This window comes from Psychrobacter immobilis (assembly GCF_904846175.1).
In the GTDB taxonomy this organism is placed as follows: Bacteria; Pseudomonadota; Gammaproteobacteria; order Pseudomonadales; family Moraxellaceae; genus Psychrobacter; species Psychrobacter immobilis_E.
This window is the reverse complement of the sequence record NZ_CAJGZM010000001.1, coordinates 359,516-378,670: the sequence shown is the minus strand read 5'-3', so window position 1 is coordinate 378,670 and position 19,155 is coordinate 359,516. Positions and strand designations below refer to the sequence as shown.

17 protein-coding genes are annotated in these 19,155 nt (G+C 42.4%); 9 read left to right on the top strand and 8 right to left on the bottom strand.

The genetic code is table 11. The annotated features are described in order from the left end of the window. The first annotated feature begins 64 nt into the window (after positions 1-64). The 7 genes from JMW39_RS01540 to JMW39_RS01510 all read left to right on the top strand — a co-directional run bounded on the left by JMW39_RS01540 (position 65) and on the right by JMW39_RS01510 (position 7,409). The gene (locus JMW39_RS01540; RefSeq protein WP_201543513.1) at positions 65-2,236 is read left to right on the top strand and encodes an ATP-dependent helicase; all 2,172 of its coding nucleotides are present in this window, start codon (positions 65-67) and stop codon (positions 2,234-2,236) included. A gap of 228 nt (positions 2,237-2,464) precedes the next feature. Continuing rightward, the gene (locus JMW39_RS01535; protein ID WP_201543161.1) at positions 2,465-3,712 is read left to right on the top strand and encodes an NAD(P)/FAD-dependent oxidoreductase; all 1,248 of its coding nucleotides are present in this window, start codon (positions 2,465-2,467) and stop codon (positions 3,710-3,712) included. Between the two features lie 94 nt (positions 3,713-3,806). Beyond that, positions 3,807-4,145, top strand: coding sequence for a RidA family protein (locus JMW39_RS01530; protein WP_201543160.1), 339 nt, complete (start codon positions 3,807-3,809; stop codon positions 4,143-4,145). A 165-nt stretch (positions 4,146-4,310) separates the two neighbouring features. Continuing rightward, complete coding sequence (locus tag JMW39_RS01525) at positions 4,311-4,733, top strand: tetratricopeptide repeat protein (RefSeq protein ID WP_201543159.1); 423 nt, start codon at positions 4,311-4,313, stop codon at positions 4,731-4,733. 147 nt (positions 4,734-4,880) lie between these two features. Continuing rightward, positions 4,881-5,924, top strand: a complete 1,044-nt coding sequence (gene cobT / locus JMW39_RS01520; protein WP_201543158.1) for a nicotinate-nucleotide--dimethylbenzimidazole phosphoribosyltransferase — start codon at positions 4,881-4,883, stop codon at positions 5,922-5,924. Continuing rightward, positions 5,924-6,817 (top strand): adenosylcobinamide-GDP ribazoletransferase, encoded by an 894-nt coding sequence (gene cobS / locus JMW39_RS01515; protein ID WP_201543157.1) that lies wholly within the window; start codon positions 5,924-5,926, stop codon positions 6,815-6,817. The genes cobT and cobS overlap by 1 nt, the downstream gene beginning before the upstream one ends. 37 nt (positions 6,818-6,854) lie before the next feature. Further along, positions 6,855-7,409 carry a histidine phosphatase family protein gene (locus JMW39_RS01510; protein ID WP_201543156.1) on the top strand — a complete coding sequence of 185 codons (555 nt, stop codon included), beginning with the start codon at positions 6,855-6,857 and terminating at the stop codon, positions 7,407-7,409. A 106-nt stretch (positions 7,410-7,515) separates the two neighbouring features. Here the strand turns inward: JMW39_RS01510 and JMW39_RS01505 are convergent, their stop codons facing one another. From JMW39_RS01505 to ppsA, 6 genes are all read right to left on the bottom strand, one after another. After that, positions 7,516-7,740 (bottom strand): hypothetical protein, encoded by a 225-nt coding sequence (locus JMW39_RS01505; RefSeq protein WP_201543155.1) that lies wholly within the window; start codon positions 7,738-7,740, stop codon positions 7,516-7,518. 258 nt (positions 7,741-7,998) lie between these two features. Beyond that, complete coding sequence (rplI, locus tag JMW39_RS01500; RefSeq protein ID WP_201543154.1) at positions 7,999-8,508, bottom strand: 50S ribosomal protein L9; 510 nt, start codon at positions 8,506-8,508, stop codon at positions 7,999-8,001. A gap of 26 nt (positions 8,509-8,534) precedes the next feature. Further along, entirely contained in the window at positions 8,535-8,765 is a 231-nt protein-coding gene (gene rpsR / locus JMW39_RS01495) for a 30S ribosomal protein S18 (RefSeq protein WP_010198808.1), read from the bottom strand. A 16-nt stretch (positions 8,766-8,781) separates the two neighbouring features. Continuing rightward, positions 8,782-9,186 carry a 30S ribosomal protein S6 gene (rpsF, locus tag JMW39_RS01490; protein WP_149489873.1) on the bottom strand — a complete coding sequence of 135 codons (405 nt, stop codon included), beginning with the start codon at positions 9,184-9,186 and terminating at the stop codon, positions 8,782-8,784. A gap of 311 nt (positions 9,187-9,497) precedes the next feature. Further along, on the bottom strand, positions 9,498-10,484 hold the full coding sequence (locus tag JMW39_RS01485; protein ID WP_227679123.1) for an RDD family protein: 987 nt from the start codon (positions 10,482-10,484) through the stop codon (positions 9,498-9,500). A gap of 182 nt (positions 10,485-10,666) precedes the next feature. Further along, positions 10,667-13,051, bottom strand: a complete 2,385-nt coding sequence (ppsA, locus tag JMW39_RS01480; protein ID WP_201543153.1) for a phosphoenolpyruvate synthase — start codon at positions 13,049-13,051, stop codon at positions 10,667-10,669. Between the two features lie 686 nt (positions 13,052-13,737). On the opposite strand from ppsA, the gene JMW39_RS01475 reads away from it, so the two are divergent. Next, on the top strand, positions 13,738-14,634 hold the full coding sequence (locus JMW39_RS01475) for a pyruvate, water dikinase regulatory protein (protein ID WP_227679121.1): 897 nt from the start codon (positions 13,738-13,740) through the stop codon (positions 14,632-14,634). Positions 14,635-14,824: 190 nt separating this feature from the next. After that, positions 14,825-16,474, top strand: coding sequence for a Si-specific NAD(P)(+) transhydrogenase (gene sthA / locus JMW39_RS01470; RefSeq protein WP_227679120.1), 1,650 nt, complete (start codon positions 14,825-14,827; stop codon positions 16,472-16,474). Between the two features lie 120 nt (positions 16,475-16,594). On the opposite strand, the gene JMW39_RS01465 is transcribed toward sthA, so the two are convergent. Together JMW39_RS01465 and JMW39_RS01460 are read right to left on the bottom strand one after the other, a co-directional pair. Continuing rightward, positions 16,595-17,827, bottom strand: coding sequence for an ABC transporter permease (locus tag JMW39_RS01465; RefSeq protein ID WP_201543152.1), 1,233 nt, complete (start codon positions 17,825-17,827; stop codon positions 16,595-16,597). Next, entirely contained in the window at positions 17,827-19,152 is a 1,326-nt protein-coding gene (locus JMW39_RS01460; protein WP_201543151.1) for an ABC transporter permease, read from the bottom strand. Before JMW39_RS01460 ends, JMW39_RS01465 begins: the two co-directional genes overlap by 1 nt. Between the last annotated feature and the right edge of the window lie 3 nt (positions 19,153-19,155).

The following is a 19,155-nucleotide window of genomic DNA, read 5'->3' as shown; positions in this document are numbered from 1 at the left end:
TGATTTACGCTGCTGCGCTGTTATCAATAGATAGCACGACAAACCATACCGAGGGCAATTGTTAATAATGACCACCATTTTTGCTACCCACCATTATAATTATCCGCAAAATTTCATTGATATGAAACCCAAGCTTAGGCGGCTTGAGCAGGCGATTAAAAAGCTCGAGGCCAATTTGATAAATGTGGATACTGAAATATTAGAGCAAAGGCTCGCCAGTGATTTAGGTTTGCAAGTGGATTACGCCAGTGAGCTGAACCCCAATCAGCTATTGGCTGCGACCACAACTGAAGGCAAGGTGCTGGTCATCGCCGGTGCGGGTTCTGGCAAAACCAAAACGTTGACTTATAGAACCAGCTATCTGATAGAAAACGGAGTAGCGCCAAAAGAGATTTTGCTATTAACCTTTACCCGTAAAGCGGCTAATGAGATTAAAAGTCGGGCTAGAACTTTACTGGCAAGCCGTCTGTTAAACAATGACCACATAAATGGCAAGGCGCTAAACGATATCACTAGCGGCACTTTTCACTCTTTTTGCAACATGTTATTACGCCAATATTCTGGACTGCTTGGTATCAACCCGCGCTTTACTATTTTAGATACCGGTGACAGCGAAGATGCTATTGATTTGATTCATAAAGAAAAGAAGTATCCGACCAAAATAACCAATCAGGCATTTCCGCGCAAAAAAACGTTGCAAAATATCTTTTCAACCTCTAGAAACCGTCGTATTCATATTCGCGATTTAATCGAAAGCAGTTATCCTGATATCGCCGTGCATATTCCAATTATTGAGCAATTGGCCGTCGACTTTCATGAATATAAACGCGCCAATCATTTATACGATTTCGATGACATCATCAGCCAAGTGGTACGGCATCTAAAGCACAATGACACCTTTCGACAGCTACTACAAAAGCAACATCGTTATATCATGGTCGATGAATATCAAGACACCAATATCCCGCAGAAAGAGCTGATCGACCTTATCTGTGCGCCTGCGTCAGTGTCGCTGATGGTGGTTGGTGATGATAACCAAAGCATCTATGCTTTTCGCGGCGCCAATTATGAAAATATCTTATTGTTTGGTGAAAGTTATCCTGAAGCAAAACTGATTAAGCTAGAGCAAAATTATCGCAGTACGCCAGCAGTTTTAGATTATATCAATGCTTTATCGGCTCAAATCACTTTAGGTTATCAAAAGCAGCTGTACTCCGGCGTGTCAATAGAAGGCACAAAGCCGGTCTTTCGCCGTCTCAGTGACGAAACGAAAGAGGCAAAATATATTGCCGACAAAATCATTGAATTAAAACCGGACTATGATTATCAAGATTTTGCCGTCTTGTGCCGAACGTCCTTTCAATCTAACTACGTTCAGCTTGAATTTATGGAGCGCAATATTCCATTTATTGTCGTAGGCGGTATCCGCTTTATTGAAAGACGCCATATCAAAGACGTCTTAGCATTTGTCAAAATACTCTATAACCCGAATGATACGATTGCATGGCACCGTATTTTGACCTTGTTTAAAGGGGTGGGGGCGGTGACGGCGACGCGCTTGACCCAAGCAATTAATGCCGATAGAAATCTGAATAACAACACTTTCGAGCCTTTATTAGCACCGTCATTTGCGAAAAAAAGCCCTCATCTTAAGTCATTGCACGCGACTTTAATTAAAGCCAGTCAGGCAGAATCGGTCGAAATGGTGATTGAACTGATTCTCGAGTTTTATATTCCAGTTTTAAAAACGATTGAAGAGAATTGGCGCGAACGCAGTGAAGATTTCCGTGTGTTAAAAAACCTAGCGACAGAGTACGACAGTCTCGATAAGTTCTTAGAAAATCTTGCCCTCGATCCGCCTAATGATTCAGTGGCGACTACGGATAAACCAGAAGATGACGATAAAGATAAGGTAACTATCTCGACCATTCATAGTGCCAAAGGCCTTGAATGGCCAGTGGTGTTTGTCAATTCTCTCGTCGATGGTATGACGCCGCACTATCGCTCACTCAGTGATTTTGAAGAGTTAGAAGAAGAACGTAAGCTTTTTTATGTCGCTTGTAGCCGTGCTAAAAGTAGATTGTTTTTAACTGCGCCCGATTATTTTTCAAGCTATTCAGGATATTTTGATAAGCCGTCACGGTTTATCGCTGAGCTGCCTCCTGATAAGCTGACGGTCGAGACCAGCAAAAGTTTTTTAGAAACGCTAGAGAGTGAGGATCCGATTTGGTGGTGATTGATTCATGATATTTTATTTATTCAAAACATGCGTTTTTTATTAATCACATCTTCATTATTCCTATCAAAAATACCTTCCACTTAAACGCATAACCAAAAGTATTGAATAGAAAAAATATTTATATCATAAGGGTTTAATCTGGCGCGCAATGCGTTACTATTACTCCCTTATCTGTTATTTCTCATATTTGATATTCTGTATTAAGATCTTAAAAAAGGACATTTTATGCGCTATGAAGTGATCGTTATCGGTGCAGGTATGGTCGGCACCTCAGTTGCTTGGCATCTACAAAAAAATAACGCTCAAGTTTTACTTTTGGACAAAAAACTACCGGGCTCTGAGACTTCATACGGCAATGCCGGTTTGATTCAACGCGAGGCGATTCATACCCATCCGTTTCCACGTCATCTATCTGAAATGATACGCGTACTGCCGAATCAAGGCACCGATATTCGCTATCGTATTCCAGCAATCTTGCGCTATCATCAGGCGCTATTGCAGTACTGGAAATACTCTACGCCAGCCTCGGTCAAAAAAATAGAAGCCGAGTGGCAGACGCTGATTGAGCATTGTACCAGTGAGCACCAAACCATGATTGAAGCTTCTGGTGCTGATGAATTGATTACGCGTGATGGTTGGTTGCAGCTGCATCGCTCTGAAGAGACTTTTAAAGAAGCCATTGCTGCCGCTATTGATGCACGCAATCAGGGCGTTGAGCACAATGTATTGACAGTAGATGAATTAAAAGTAATGGAGCCTAGTGCCAATTTTGACGAGTTCGTAGGCGCGATTCATTGGCTCAACTCTTGGCAGGTGTCAAACCCAAGCTTATTGGTTAAATCATACGCAAAAAACTTTCAAGAAATGGGCGGTATCATTAAAGAAAGCGGCGTAAATGAAATTGTGCAAGAGGAAGGTGGCTGGAAAGTCATTACCGACAATGACACTTATTACAGTGACAAGTTAGTCATTGCCGCTGGACCTTGGTCTAATGATTTAATCAAACCACTTGGTTATGATTTGCCGTTGTTCCCGATGCGCGGCTATCATCAGCACTTTAAAGTGAATGAAAAAAATACCATTCATCATAGTATGTTTGATATGGATAAAGGCTTCGTGATGGGGCCAATGCAACAAGGTATCCGCATTACCACCGGTGCTGAGATGACCACGATGGATGCGCCAAAGAACTTTGGTCAATTAAATACCGTATTAAAACTTGCGCGCAAAATTCTCCCGCTAGAAGATGCCGTTGAGAGTGAAGCATGGGCAGGCTCACGTCCTTGTATGCCTGACATGAAGCCAGTCATCGGTCATGCGCCTCAGCATGATAAATTATGGTTTGCCTTTGGTCATAGCCATCAGGGTTTCACCTTGGGGCCAATGACAGGTCGTCTGGTCGAAGAGATGATTCATGACAAGCCGTTATTAGTCGATATTAAGCCCTTTAGTGCAGAGCGTTTTTCTCGCTAAGTTCTTGTTAAGCGCTGTTTAATAAAACATGAGCCGTTTATATATTTGAAAGCTCATGTCTTTAAGAGCATTAAAAAATTAAGGATAATAATCCATGCAAAAGCTCCATAGTAATCAACGTATGAGTCAAATTGTGATTCATAATCAGACTATCTATCTATCTGGTCAAGTGGGTAATGGCGAAGATGATATCAAAGCCCAAACCTTGACGTGTTTAGAGAAAATACAAGCACTGTTAGAGGAAGTGGGCAGCGATAAATCAAAGCTTCTATCAGCAACCGTTTGGCTAAAAAGCATGTCAGATTTTGCCGCGATGAATGAAGTGTGGGATAAATGGTTCGAAGGCGTCCAGCCACCAGCGCGAGCTTGTGGTGAGTCTGCGCTGGCCCGTCCTGAGTTATTGGTCGAGATTACCGTTATCGCTGCTGAATAAATACTTCTATTTAATTAGCTATACTAGGTGCTTAGGTTGATAGCGAGATAGAGTAAAAGGGTGTGATGTGATATCACGCCCTTTTCTATGAGCTATTTATACAAATTAGTCTATAATCAACACCATCTAACATATTTGACGCGCAACCAAACAAGGTCACCCATTATGATTAATACCAAAATATATAAATCCATATATGTTTTAGCAGAAAAACTGCTAGAAGCGGACAGTAAAAATGATCAAAAAACCTTTGATGCTCTATATGCACAGTTAAAAGATCTTTGCATCGAAAATGAAAAAAGCGATAAAGACCATCCTGAACAGTGGGAGACACTGGCTGACTTTACCGAGGATTTGGATGAAGCGCTGGTTATCTATCAAAAGGCGTTAGATAAAGCCGCGGCGATTAATTCAAAAGACCATTTGTCATCGATTGCTTTTTCTATGGCTGAGCTGCAAATCGAATTGGGTCAAACCGATGCTGCCATCAAAAACCTAGAGAATGCTAAAATCAGCGCTAATAAAATCGAAGACAGAGAGTTTAAAGTCGAGATAAATGAGTTGCTAGCAAAACTCTTGGCAGAGTAAATTTAAGCTGTGGTTGTGAGTACATAGCTAAGCATTATTTGAATTCATAGCCGCTACTTTAAAGTAAAAAAGCGCTCAAAGAATGGTAAAACCCACGCTCTAATATGTGGGTTTTGTTTTATCTGTATAAAAATTACGGTGGTTTCCTTGAAGACATTTATAGCTCCTACGATTGCAAATATAGAAAATAACGAGCTGCGTCAGCAGTTGCAGCAAATCATCGATCAAAAGACCAAGCCGCTTGGCGCCCTTGGACGCTTAGAGATGCTTGCTGTGCAGTTGGGTATGATTCAAGGTACGACCGCGCCGCATATTAATCAGCCTCAAATTCGAGTATTTGCCGCCGACCATGGTCTAACCAAGCATGGTACATCCGCGTTCCCAAGTGCAGTTACTGCGCAAATGGTTTACAACTTCTTGCAAGGCGGCGCTGCCATTAATGTCTTAGCGCGTCAGCATAACATTGATCTGAAAGTAGTCGATGCTGGTGTCGACGCTGACTTTGCACCTAATGCTCAATTGCTCAATTATAAAGTCCGTCACGGTAGCCGTGATGCGCTAACTGAGCCTGCGATGACTACAGCAGAATGCTTAGCTGCCTTAGAGAACGGCATGAACGTGGTTAAGAACATGGCAGGCAATCTACTGATTGTTGGGGAGATGGGCATCGGTAATACGTCCGCTGCCAGTTTATTGCTGGCAAGGTTGGGCGATATACCGATTAATGATTGCATCGGTCGCGGCACCGGTCTTGACGATGCAGGATTACAACACAAGGCAAGTATTTTAACGCAAGTATTAGCGCGGCATAGTGAAGCGCAAGCGCCGCTCGATGTACTTGCAGCATTAGGCGGGCTTGAGATTGCTATGATGGCAGGGGCACTGATTCAAGCTGCTAGTGAGCGGCGTATTTTATTGATTGATGGCTTTATTGCCAGTAGCGCGTTGTTGGCGGCTGAGCGTCTAGCGCCCGGTGTTGCTCAATATGCTATCTTTGCCCATCACTCGGTTGAACCAGGGCATGCGCATTTATTAAAGCTTCTTAATGCTGAGCCATTACTTAATATGGGTATGCGCCTAGGCGAGGGCAGCGGTGCAGCACTGGCGTATCCACTATTACAGTCAGCTTGTGCCATTATAAATGAGATGGCAAGTTTTAATGATGCCGGTATCAGTGGACAAAATAGCTAATGTCACAATTATCAAAAAAGCCATCAAAAAACCCATTAAATCAACTAGAGCCGCCACAGCAATCATCGTCTAAACCAAGGGTTGGTCAATTTATAAAGCATGAATGGCGTCTATTATTGGTGGCGGTACAGTTTTTGACGCGCTTGCCCGTACCGCAATTTGTCAATTATGATCCGCAGTGGTTGCACCAGAGCAGCCGTCATTTTCCTGGAGTAGGTTTATTGATTGGGCTGCTCTGCGCTGGCGTATTTTGGCTAGGCAGTATCTTATTTACGCCCTTGGTAGCAGCAGTGATAAGTACCGCTTTTGGGATTAGGCTCACTGGCGCTTTCCATGAAGATGGACTTGCTGATAGTTGCGATGGTTTAGGCGGTGGTCTGACCCGCGAGCGTACTTTAACCATTATGAAAGACTCACGTTTAGGAACTTATGGTGTACTAGGGTTGGTATGCGCGTTACTTATCAAAATCAGTTTACTGACTGCCATGCCACTATCGGTGGCTATTGTGGCGCTGATTATTGGTCATACCGCCTCACGCTTATTATGTATTAACTTACTGGCGCTATTGCCTTATGGCGGTGAGATTGAGCATGCCAAGGCCAAACCGATGGCGCAGCAGCTGACGCCCTTTCAAGGAATATTGAGTAGTGGGTGGTTGCTATTGGCTGGCGTACTCGTCCTGCTCCTGTTTCCTGCTACCGTGCAGCAAATTGGTATCTGGCAATGGCTATTGGCTTTATTATTAGGCCTCATAGCTACAGACTATATGCGCCGTTTATTACGTAGACGTTTAGAGGGTTATACGGGTGATGGATTAGGTGCCACGCAGCAGCTGAGTGAGATTGCCATTTATATCGGACTTGCTGCCTCTATATCTATACCGTTTATCTGATATAAAAGTGATGGTCAAAACAGGATAGTAACAGCAAATGATTTTTCATATTTGGCGGCATCCAAAGCCCATTGCGGCCAATGGGTTTTGTGTCGGACAGACGGATATCAGTGTCGATAAACGCAAAATAAAACGCCTTGCTAATAAAATACAGCGCTTTGTGCGTCTGCATCAATTACCAAAATTCATTTGGGTCAGCCCGTTACAGCGCTCCTTAAAAGTGGGTGAGATGCTAGCGAAGCAAGGCTTTCAATATCATGTCGCCCCTGAGCTTGCAGAGATTGATTTTGGTAACTGGGATGCTCAGCCTTGGGCACAAATACCAAAACAAGAAATTGATGACTGGTGTAATAACTTTGCTGATTTTGCACCTAAGCACGGCGAAAGTTTACAGCAGTTATTTGAGCGTGTGGAAAGTTGGATAAATGAGATTGCTAGACAAAACAGCAGTCATAGACCAATATTGGTCGTCGGTCATGCAGGTTGGATAAATGCTGCTAGTATGATAGTTGCTGGACAAGAAGTGCCGAAGAAAGCCGTTGAATGGCCACGACCCGTCAATTATTTAGAGCATTCTCAACTAGATTTTTAACCAAAAAAAACTGACCATTTATAATGGCCAGTTTCTTGAAATAAGGTATTTTCTAATTTATCTTTCATAATTATATGTCTGTCATCAATACATAAATAAAAACTGCCTAAGCAATCTTATCAAACCAAGCTTTATTATCTGCTGCACTCATAGAATCAAAGCTAACATAAATACCTTCGTCATCTAAAGTTGCGTACCAATGGTCATCATTACTACCAGTCAGCAACTGAAAGTATTTATTATTCACGATTCTACCAACGGTATATACCTTACCTTCTGAGTAAAATTCATTACCTTGGATACAGATTAATTTGTCATCAGTATTTATCATAGCGTCCCATTTTATCCGTAGTTATACATTTATATAGGTATAGGATAGCAATTAAGATGTTGATATTAAAGGTGACTTTATAAGCAGTAGTTTATTATTAAGTATAGATTGTATGGGTATTTTATTACCAATTATTGCTCTCAGATATCATTGTAAGTTTTTATTAAATAGTTTATCAGATTCAGCTTGGCGAGATTCAAAACACAAAAAAGCCAGCAACATGACGTTACTGGCTTTTCTTTAGACTCGTACTAAATATTACTCTTCAGAGTAATCTTCGTTCTCGTCTTCAACTTCTTCTGCTGAATCTTGAGTGTCGCCATCTTCTGAAAGAATGGTTACTAAGATACTAGCAGTAACGTCGTGGTGTAGCTGAATATCAACATTATATTCGCCAACTTGACGTAAAGTGCCTTCAGGTAGCTTGATTTCAGCACGGTCAACTTCTAGACCTGAGTTAGTCAATGCTTCAGCGATATCGCGAGTACCGATAGAGCCGAATAGCTTGCCTTCGTCACCTGATTTAGCGCGCATGATAACATTAACGTCAGTTAATGCGTCAGCACGTTCTTGAGCAACAGCTACTTCTTTTGCTTCTTCAGCTTCAAGCTCAGCACGACGTGCTTCGAACTTTTCAATGTTAGCTGCAGTAGCAGGTAGTGCTTTACCCAAAGGGATAAGAAAGTTACGTCCGTAACCTGGTTTCACATCGACAGTTTCACCGAGTTTACCAAGGTTGACGATACGCTGTAACAAAATAATTTGCATGAGTCATTCCTAGTTAAAGTTAACGGTTAACCCTGATGGTTATCAGTGTATGGAAGTAGCGATAAATAACGAGCTTGCTTGATAGCAGTCGCTAGTTGACGCTGATACTTAGTAGATGTACCGGTAATGCGGCTTGGTACGATTTTACCATTATCACTGATGTACTGTTTTAGCAATTCAACATCTTTATAATCGATGTGAGTGATGCCTTCAGCAGTGAAACGGCAGAATTTGCGACGGCGATAGAAACGTGCCATGAGTATTCTCCTTTAATTAGTCTTCACTGTGGTCGTTGTCGTCACTGTCGTTTTCACGACTGTCAGGACGACGAGTAGTTGCTTTGCGTGCGCGTTTTTCATCGGCATTCTTGGCTAACTGCGACTCTTCAGTGACAGCATCGTCACGGCGCATAACTAGACTACGAATGATCGCGTCGTTATAACGGAATAATTCTTCAAGTTCAGCTAAAGTTTCACCGTCAGTTTCAATGTTGAAAAGAACGTAATGAGCTTTATGAATCTTGTTGATTGGGTAAGCCAGTTGACGGCGGCCCCAATCTTCTAGACGATGGATTGCACCGCCGTTGTCTTGAACCAACTTGATATAGCGTTCAACCATGCCGACCACTTGGTCGCTTTGGTCTGGGTGTACAAGTAACACCAGTTCGTAATGTCGCATTATGACTCCTTACGGATTAGTAGCTATTAACCCTATGTTAATAGCAAGGAGATTTATAAGGTAAGCCCAAATTTTATCGGATTTTACAGAAAAACAATAGGGGATAAGCTTAGTTTATAAAGCGCCGTATTATAACAGTACTCAGTGCTTAACACAAAGGTTAATCACTAAGCGGCTGTTAATAAACAATAAAAGCAGCAAATACTGCTCTACTAATAAAAAGTGGCGCCTAAACGCCACTTTTTAATATAACTTTATGATATTTATAATAATCTGTTTATAACAAGGCTATAAATTAATTATTAAGTTAATTATTTTACTTTTGGCTGTTTGATTAATTGGCTGCTATCCGCTTTTACCACCAAGGTTTTAGCAAGTTTGTCATGCCAACCGATATTTTCAGGGCTTTTTGATGCCATATAATAATGAACAATAATGACCACAAAGCCTAAAAAGCTGGTAAATGAGAACAATAAGTTATAAATAATAAACAGTAGCAGGGTACGCATGCCGATAAGCTTGGTAAAAGATGGCAGACGATGGGTCGTTTGATCAACGACGCGAATACCGGTAATCAGCTTACCAAGTGATTGCCCACGCAAGGTGATAAACACTAGTTGCAGCGCAAATAAACCAAATACCATCACTTGTGACATCATCAAGGTGCTGCTTGGAATACTTTCCATCAGCGTCATTGAGTACTGATAAGCGGCATCCATATCTTGGATATTTTGAAACTTGGTATAATCCACATCCATTTTGGTTAATGCCATGACTAGCGGAAAAATCGCTAATAAATATAGTAGAGCATTAAGTGCCGTCGCCAATACCCGTGACATAATAGGCGCAAGGACGACATTACCTACGACTTTATCTTTTGCTGAGGTGGCATTAGTCATACTAGATTTATTTAATGAGACATTGCCAGTTGGCTTGTATTGACGATTGGTTGTCATGTCTACTTTGCTATTTTTAGCATTTTCTGCCGGACGTTCAGGCTTGCCGTATAATCTGTCTAGCGATACAGTTTTATTATCTTGACCCGTGCTGCTAGCAGAATCTTCTGGAAAGATAGTGACATTATTAATAATAGAATCGTTATTATCTGCCGACAGTATAGGAGCAGGACGGTAGTAAGGCTGGTTGTTGGTTAAATTACCAACACGCTGCCACTGATCTAAGCCTTCATGCCATATCAAATCATCTAATACGACTTCGCCAGAAGTGAGCATAATATTGAGCTGATCCAAGGTGTATGGACCGGCTTGTACGTTATTTCGAGCAAGGAAAATCTGCATAATTGCCTACATAGTTAGTCATATCTTAAGTCACTGTTTTTAAAAAGCTATCTTTAAAAAACGGCTTTTAAGTCACTTTTGGTAATACATTATATTAGGGTCTATTTGAAAAAATCAAATAGACCCTAATGATTATATTTTACATGACAATGTGAGTTAACGCTGTGACTGAACGTTACGGCTTACTTCGCTTCTTCACCGGCTAAGAAGAACCAAGTATCTAATACTGAGTCAGGGTTTAATGACACTGAGTCGATACCTTGTTCCATGAGCCAGTAAGCAAGATCTGGGTGATCTGATGGACCTTGACCACAAATACCAATGTATTTACCCGCTTTATTACAAGCTTCAATCGCCATAGATAATAGTTTCTTAACCGCAGGATCACGCTCATCAAATAGATGTGAGACGATACCTGAGTCACGATCTAGACCAAGCGTTAACTGAGTCAAATCGTTTGAACCGATCGAGAAACCATCGAAGTGCTCTAGGAACTCTTCTGCTAGTAAGGCGTTGGTTGGTAACTCACACATCATGATGACGCGCAGACCATTTTCACCACGTTTTAGACCATTTTTCTCAAGTAGCTCGATGACTTCTTTGGCTTCGCCAACGGTACGAACGAATGGAATCATAATCTCGACGTGAGTCAGACCCATCTCATCACGGACGCGTTTTAGTGCTTTACACTCAAGCTCGAAGCAGTCACGGAAGTTATCAGAGACGTAGCGACTCGCACCACGGAAACCAAGCATTGGGTTTTCTTCTGATGGCTCGTATAACTTACCACCAAGCAAGTTAGCGTATTCGTTTGATTTAAAATCAGACATACGAACGATAACAGGCTGGTCCATAAAGGCTACAGCCAGGGTTGAGATACCTTCGACCAATTTGTCAACATAGAAATCAACTGGTGAAGCATAACCGGCGATACGCTCATTAATAGCTTGGGCGATTTCACGTGGTAAGCTGTTCATGTTAAGTAGCGCTTTTGGATGCACACCAATCATACGGTTGATAATAAACTCAAGACGCGCAAGACCGATACCTTCGTTTGGCATTTGGGTAAATGAGAAGGCGCGATCTGGGTTACCAACGTTCATCATTACTTTGAATGCAAGCTCTGGCATAGATTCAACAGAGTTGGTCTGTACTTCAAAATCAATCTGACCTTCATAAATAAAGCCAGTATCACCTTCAGCACAAGAAACGGTGACGTCTTGACCGTCAACCAATAACTCAGTGGCGTTACCACAACCAACGATAGCTGGAACACCAAGCTCACGAGCGATAATAGCAGCATGACAGGTACGACCACCACGGTTGGTTATGATAGCAGAAGCGCGCTTCATTACTGGTTCCCAATCTGGATCCGTCATATCTGATACTAATACGTCGCCATCTTGTACTTTGTCCATCTCGTTTAAGTTGCTAACGATACGTACTTTACCAGCACCAATACGTTGACCGATTGAACGACCTTCGCATAGGATTTTAGCATCACCAGTATTGATGATATAACGTTCCATGACATTGCTGTCTTGGCGGCTCTTAACGGTTTCTGGACGTGCTTGTACGATAAAAATTTCATTGGTATCGCCGTCTTTTGCCCACTCGATATCCATCGCTTGACCATAATGCTTTTCAATGGTCATCGCTTGTTTGGCAAGTGAATTCAGCTCTTCAGTTGATAAAGAGAACTGCATGCGCTCTTCTTTTTCAACATCAATGATTTTTACAGATTTAGTGGTGCTACCTTCATCACCGTAAATCATTTTCTTATGCTTGCTACCTAGGTTGCGACGGATAATCGCCGGTTTACCATTAGCAAGTAATTTTTTCGATACATAGAACTCATCTGGGTTGACCGCGCCTTGCACAACCATTTCACCTAGACCGTAGCTTGAGGTGATAAAGACCACTTGATCAAAACCACTTTCGGTATCTAGGGTGAACATAACGCCGGCAGCGCCAGTTTCTGAACGAACCATACGCTGTACAGCAGCAGATAGGGCAACACCTTCATGCTCAAAACCTTTATGCACACGATAAGAGATAGCACGGTCGTTATATAGAGACGCAAATACTTCTTTAATCGCAATTAGGACGTTATCAATGCCGCGAATGTTCAAGAAAGTTTCTTGCTGACCAGCAAATGAAGCATCTGGCAAATCTTCAGCAGTCGCAGAAGAACGTACCGCAACCGCGATGTCTTCGCCGCCACTCATGGTTTCAAATGACTGACGCACTTCTTGCTCAAGGTCACTTGGCAGCTCTTGCTCAATGATCCACGTACGGATTTTTTTACCCGTTTCGGCAAGCTTGTTGACATCATTAACATCAAGCGCTTTAAGCTCGTTGTTGATTTTGTCTAGTAAGCCTGTTTCTGTCAAAAAACGATTGAACGCATTTGAAGTGGTCGCAAAGCCACCTGGAACGCTGACACCCAAATCAGATAGATGGCTGATCATCTCGCCAAGCGAGGCATTCTTGCCGCCAACCATATCAATGTCATCTTTTCCTAGCTGATCAAGATTGATTACAAGTGCTGTAGATTGCGCTGCCATGATAACTCCAGAAAATAAGGTTATTTAGTAAAGATTATAATGGTCGATTATACCCCTATATTTGGATAATTTCGATACCTAGAACCAAAAAATTCGTCAAAAAGATACAAATTGTGGGGATTGCTACATATTTGCGCGCCAAGAACATAATATTTGCCTGCTAGAATATAATAAAAATGTAGGTATGATAGGTTCTATTAGTTCATTTATAAGCACTAATATTAGATAAAGTAGCCGAAATTAACTTAAGGCTGTCATAAAATAGCCTTAAAATTTGTGTCTCTATTTTTCTTTTACATATAGGTGACTATATAACTGTTAAATTCTGGATAACTCTTAAAGCATTGCTAAAGTGTTTAATGATAGATTTAAAAGTGAGCTTTATTTTGATGCTGGCTTTTATGATAGCTTTTAAGTGTACGCCTGTAACATTGATTTCTATTGAACGGCTATTATGCGTATAATATAGCGCATAGATTGTGCTAAACGCGCTTATACTAATTAAGCGCTATTTAACAGCCAATGACTATTAAATAGCATGACAAATAAATATCATAAAAAAAATTTTACGATAAGTTTTTATTAGAAGTTGCCATAAATGGCTAGCAAGAGCCGATTAAAGATTTTTCAGCGCTAAGCAAAAGCGACTATTGATGTTTTAACGTTTTAACAAAGGTGTTCACGTTATGTTCGCAAACAATCCGCCCGAAGCAGCCAATCCGACTATTCAAAACAAACAAGCATTGCAAGTAGATAACGACCAAAATATCAGAACCGCCTTTTTTATCTCTGATGGCACGGCAATCACTGCCGAAACTCTCGGACGTGCTATTTTAAGTCAGTTTGCCTCTGTGCCTTTTGAGACTCGAGTATTGCCTTATGTCGATAGCTTAGAGCGTGCCGAAGATGCGGTTGAACAAATCAATACTGCGTATCAACGCGATGGTTTATTGCCATTGGTATTCGATACGATTGTCAGCCCCGAGATTCGCGAAAAAATTAACTCAGCACATAGCTGTAACTTGGATATGTATGAAGGCTTAATCGGTCGGGTAGCGGAAGAGACGGGTGTCGAGCCGGACGGACATTCGGGTCATGCCCATGATAACGTTGATTCTGAGACTTATAAAGAGCGTATCGATGCCGTGCATTTTGCTTTAGACAATGATGATGGGGCACGCACCCGCCATTACCATGCGGCAGATATTATTCTTATCGGCGTTTCGCGCTCTGGTAAAACGCCAACGTCATTATATTTGGCGCTACAATTTGGTATTCGGGCGGCAAACTATCCTTTAACTGAAGAAGATTTAAACGACAATAACCTGCCCAAAGCCTTACGTGAGCATAAACATAAGCTATTTGGTTTGATTATCGATACAGATCGCTTGGTGAAGATCCGCCAAGAACGACGCGCAGGTAGTCGTTATTCAAGCTATCAGCAATGTCAGCAAGAGCAGCGTGCAATACAAGGGATTTATACCTCGCAAGGCATTCCAAGCCTTGATGTATCCGAGATGTCTGTTGAAGAGATTGCCACCCGTATCTTGCAGATGACAGGTCTTAAACGCCGGATTGGTTAAACATAGTAATTAATAACGTCCAATAAATAGCTAGGGTAACGGTAACAACCTAACTATAGCCAACATTGCAAAATATCCTATCACAACGTATGGTAGGCACGCTTTAGCGCCATGACTTGACTGTATGTAGACATGCAGACATTGATGACCTAAAAAATAAATAGATTCATAAATTAATAAAGAGGATACGATGGGAAGCAAACCTATAAGCGACGCGACCAACGATATTGGTAAAGACACTCACACCGAAGTGTCTAATAAAGAGAGCGGCCGCGCGCCAAACCCTGAGCATACTGAGGGTAAAACTAAAAAAGCAAAAATTGATCAAACCCATCAGCAAGTCACTGAAGATATCATGCACCATCCTGACTTGGTCAATCCGCTAGATGATATCCGTATTGATATCAAAACCCCTTTTACCAAAGACTCGCAGCGTATCAAAGGCGATAAGCATAAGTATGAGTATGATGTTGTCGTTTTAGGCGCAGGGCCGGCTGGTGAAGCGGCAGCCATGAAGCTGACGAAGTCGGGTAAAAAAGTTGCGGTTATCGACCCACGCGAACAGGTCGGCGGCAACTCTACCCATGTGGGTACGATTCCAAGTAAAGCATTGCGTCAATCAGTCTTTAACTTGATTAACTTTCGCCGTGATCCGATGTTTACCAAAGCGATGGAATATCAGCAAGTACCGCTAAACCGTGTGTTGGCTAATGCGCGTCAGGTGATACGCAATCAGGTGACTACCCATACGCGTTTTTACGAGCGTAATCGCATTGATGTGATTCATGGCTGGGCAAGCTTTATTGATGAGCATACTTTAAATGTCGAAAAAGATGATGGTGTCTTTGAAACCGTCACCTTTAATAAAGCCATTATCACCGTTGGGAGCCGTCCTTATCGTCCTGATATTTTAGACTTTAACCATCCGCGTGTTTTTGACTCCGATAAAATCTTGCAAATGGATTATGTGGTCAAGAAAATCATCATTTATGGTGCAGGGGTCATTGGTTGTGAGTATGCGTCTATCTTTACCGGTCTTGGCTATAAAGTTGACTTAATCAATAACCAAGATCAATTGCTCAGTTATCTCGACAGCGAAATTAGTGATGCCATCGCTCATGACTTTAGACAATTTGGCGTGCTGATTCGCAGCAATGAAGAAATTGACCATCTTGAAACGCATGATGATTATGTGGTTTTGCATCTAAAAAGCGGCAAGCGCATTAAATCAGATGCCATTCTTTGGTCAAATGGGCGCTCAGGTAACACAGAAGGCTTGAACTTAGAAGCTATCGGGCTTGAAGCCAATAGCCGTGGGCAGCTTAAAGTTGATGATACCTATTGTACGGGTGTGGAAAACATCTATGCCGCTGGTGACGTTATCGGCTGGCCATCATTGGCTTCTGCTGCTTACGATCAAGGACGCTGTGCGGCGGCCTTTATGGTTGGCGATAGTGATGCAGAACCGGTATCGAGTGTGCCAACAGGTATTTACACCATTCCTGAGATTTCTTGTATCGGTAAAACTGAGCAAGAGCTGACCGATGAAAAAGTTCCTTATGAAGTCGGGCAGGCATTTTTTAAACATCTGGCACGCGCGCAAATCATTGGTGAACGCTCAGGTGTGTTAAAGATTTTGTTCCATCGTGATACGCTTGAGATTTTAGGCATTCATTGCTACGGAAATCACGCGTCAGAGATTATTCATATCGGTCAAGCAGTGATGAAGTGCAAGAGCAATAATACCCTTGAGTATTTCGTCAATACGACCTTTAACTATCCAACGATGGCAGAAGCTTATCGTGTGGCAGCCCTCAATGGTTTAAATCGCGTTTTTTAATGGTTGGTTTTTAACTGTGAAACCGTAAAGTCAGATACATAAAAAAGCGCCTGCTTAATAAGCAGGCGCTTTTTTTGTGGCATTTTCTAATAGCATAAGTGCTATAAAGCTCTTTTTAACTTAAAAGGCGGTTTTGCTTTGCGTGGTACGCCAGCGAAATAAAAGCAGCAATATAAAGTAAAATAGCCACAATCCTGCCAGTGCATAAAATCCGGTTGCGACTTGCGCTACGCTTGCACCCATCTGATTGAGCTGAACAGAGGTATTGATGCCAGGTGTCGTCGGTATTAACCAGCGTATGATTTGTAAAAACTCTGGCAATTGATGGGCAGGCCATGGATAACCACTGACAAAAAACATCGGCAGTGAGCTGAAAATTAAGATTTGCATACTACGTTCACGCTGGCGGAACCACAGTCCAAACACGCAGCCAAGCGTGGCTACAGTCGGACAAAATAGTAGCAAAAATAACAAGCTGCCGAGCATGTTTTGTCCGCGCGGATAATGATGCAGCTCAAAGGTCCAGCCATAATAGAAGCAGCCGATGATAAAGCTGAACATACTGAGCGCTGCAATGCGTCCGAGCCAGCCGCGAATACTGGTGGCATGACGACGCTGCTCATACCACGTACCAATCAACATCGCTGTAGACATTAAAAGGGTTTGCTGCAGAATAAGAATAGCGACCGCTGGCACCACGTAAGCGCCGTAGCCTTCGGTTTGGTTATATAAAGGAATAATTTTTAAGGGTACCGCCTGCGTGCTTGCCGCTGCGGTCGCAGAATAAGCTCCTTGCGCCACGCTTTTTTTAATCTTAACCCCTGCTGATACCGTACTGACCGCTTGTAGAAACCCCATTTGGACGTTTTTATTTAGCAAGAAATAGCCGCCATTACCCAGTACGCTGACGCTTGCCGCTTTTCCAGATAGTACTTGCTGTTCAAGTCCGCTTGGAATAATCATATAACCAGCGATGTCATCTGACCATATAGCCTTGATGGCATCTTGCTCATTGAGAAAGCGCTTGGTATCTAATTGTGGGCTGGCACTGGCGTAACGGACGATGGTTTGAGATAAGTTACTGTTGTCTTGATCAATAATACCCACTGGCACATGGTTAATCACTTCCGCTGAATACGGCCAAGGATAAAAAAAGCCATAGATAATCGGTGCAATCATTAATAATAACAGCACGCCTTTATCAGAAAAGACGTCTTTAATGGTTTGCAAAAAACTGCCTAAAAAGCTTTGCGATGAAGAACAGTCTTTTGAATCTGCTGCTGCGTTAGATAACTTATCTTTTAGTGATACAGATTCTTTTGGTGAGTCAGGCTGTTTTTTTAATATAGACATTAGCGTGCTCCCCAGCGTTCAGGATGTGAGAGCGCGCGTTTGCTCAATAAAGTGGCTAAGAACATAGCAATAAGGGTCGCTAACGTCAGTCCGTAGACAATTGGGAGTGAGATGGCAACGGGTGCTTGCATCTGTAATTGTGCGATATGCAGCTTAAGATAATGGGTGAGTGGTAAGACGTCTGACCAATGCTGAGCACTGTCACTGATGGCGATATAAGGAAATGTCACCCCTGCAAAAGCATAAGAAGGCGCTGAGATAAACCCCGTAGACGATAAGCCCATACGTAATGAAAATGAGGTTAAAGTAAATATTGCCCCAAGCCAAAATGACAGCATCATAAGCAAGACAAGGCCGATATAAGTAGCAGTAATAGAGCTAATAGCGAGCGTTTGCTGCGGAGCGGCCAGCCACAACGCCAGAACTGACCATAGGCTATAAGCTAGTATTGGCCAAAAGTACTTACCCAATAAACCAAATAGTAAGACTGAAATACTGGCTTTTCTAGGCCTATCATCTTTAATAGAGGTGTTATGGTCTTCAATAGCAGTTAAAGCGGCTATGGTTTTGCTGTTTGCAATGTTGGTTAAATCAGGATGGCCGCTTTCAATAAAGTCATACCACCGACCGATTTGCTTATCACGTAGCTCACGCCCAATGGTCGTGGCACCGATGACCATTGCTAAAATATGCAGCAGAGCAGGGATAACGGTCGATGCTAAAAACTGCTGATAATCCGTTGCGGCATTAAATAAGCTAATACGCTGAATACTAATGGGCGAGTAGGCAATCGCTGCTTGTGAGGGTGCCATCCCTTTTTTTACCAAACGCTGTATCTCAACGCCTGCCGATAGCGTACCAATCACCGATTGCACGCTGGTTTGGATGATGCCAGAGTGAGTACCGTATTGGGCATTTACTTGCAGCACGATAGGCGCAGGTTTACTGGATGAAATATTGCGCGAAAAATCTTCAGGAATAATGACCACAGCATAAATATCACGTTGGAGGAGCGCCGCTTCTACCGCTGCTGGCGAATGATACAGCTGTTTGACTGTGAGATTCGGGTTGGCTTCCAAATAACGCACGGCGGTATTGGCAATAGGACCGCGATCTTTATCCATCACGCCGATGGGTAAATCGGTGATTTGTATTTGTGAAAAAATCCACCAAATCAATAGCACGGTTGCAAGCGGTATCCAAATCACCATGCTCAAATCCCATGGGTTTTTGGCTAAAAAACGTCGCTCGTAGCCAGCACTGCGTACAAAAGCGCCAATCAACCCCTTTTGCTCACCTAGCTTCTTTTGCTTAGTCAAGCGCATGGT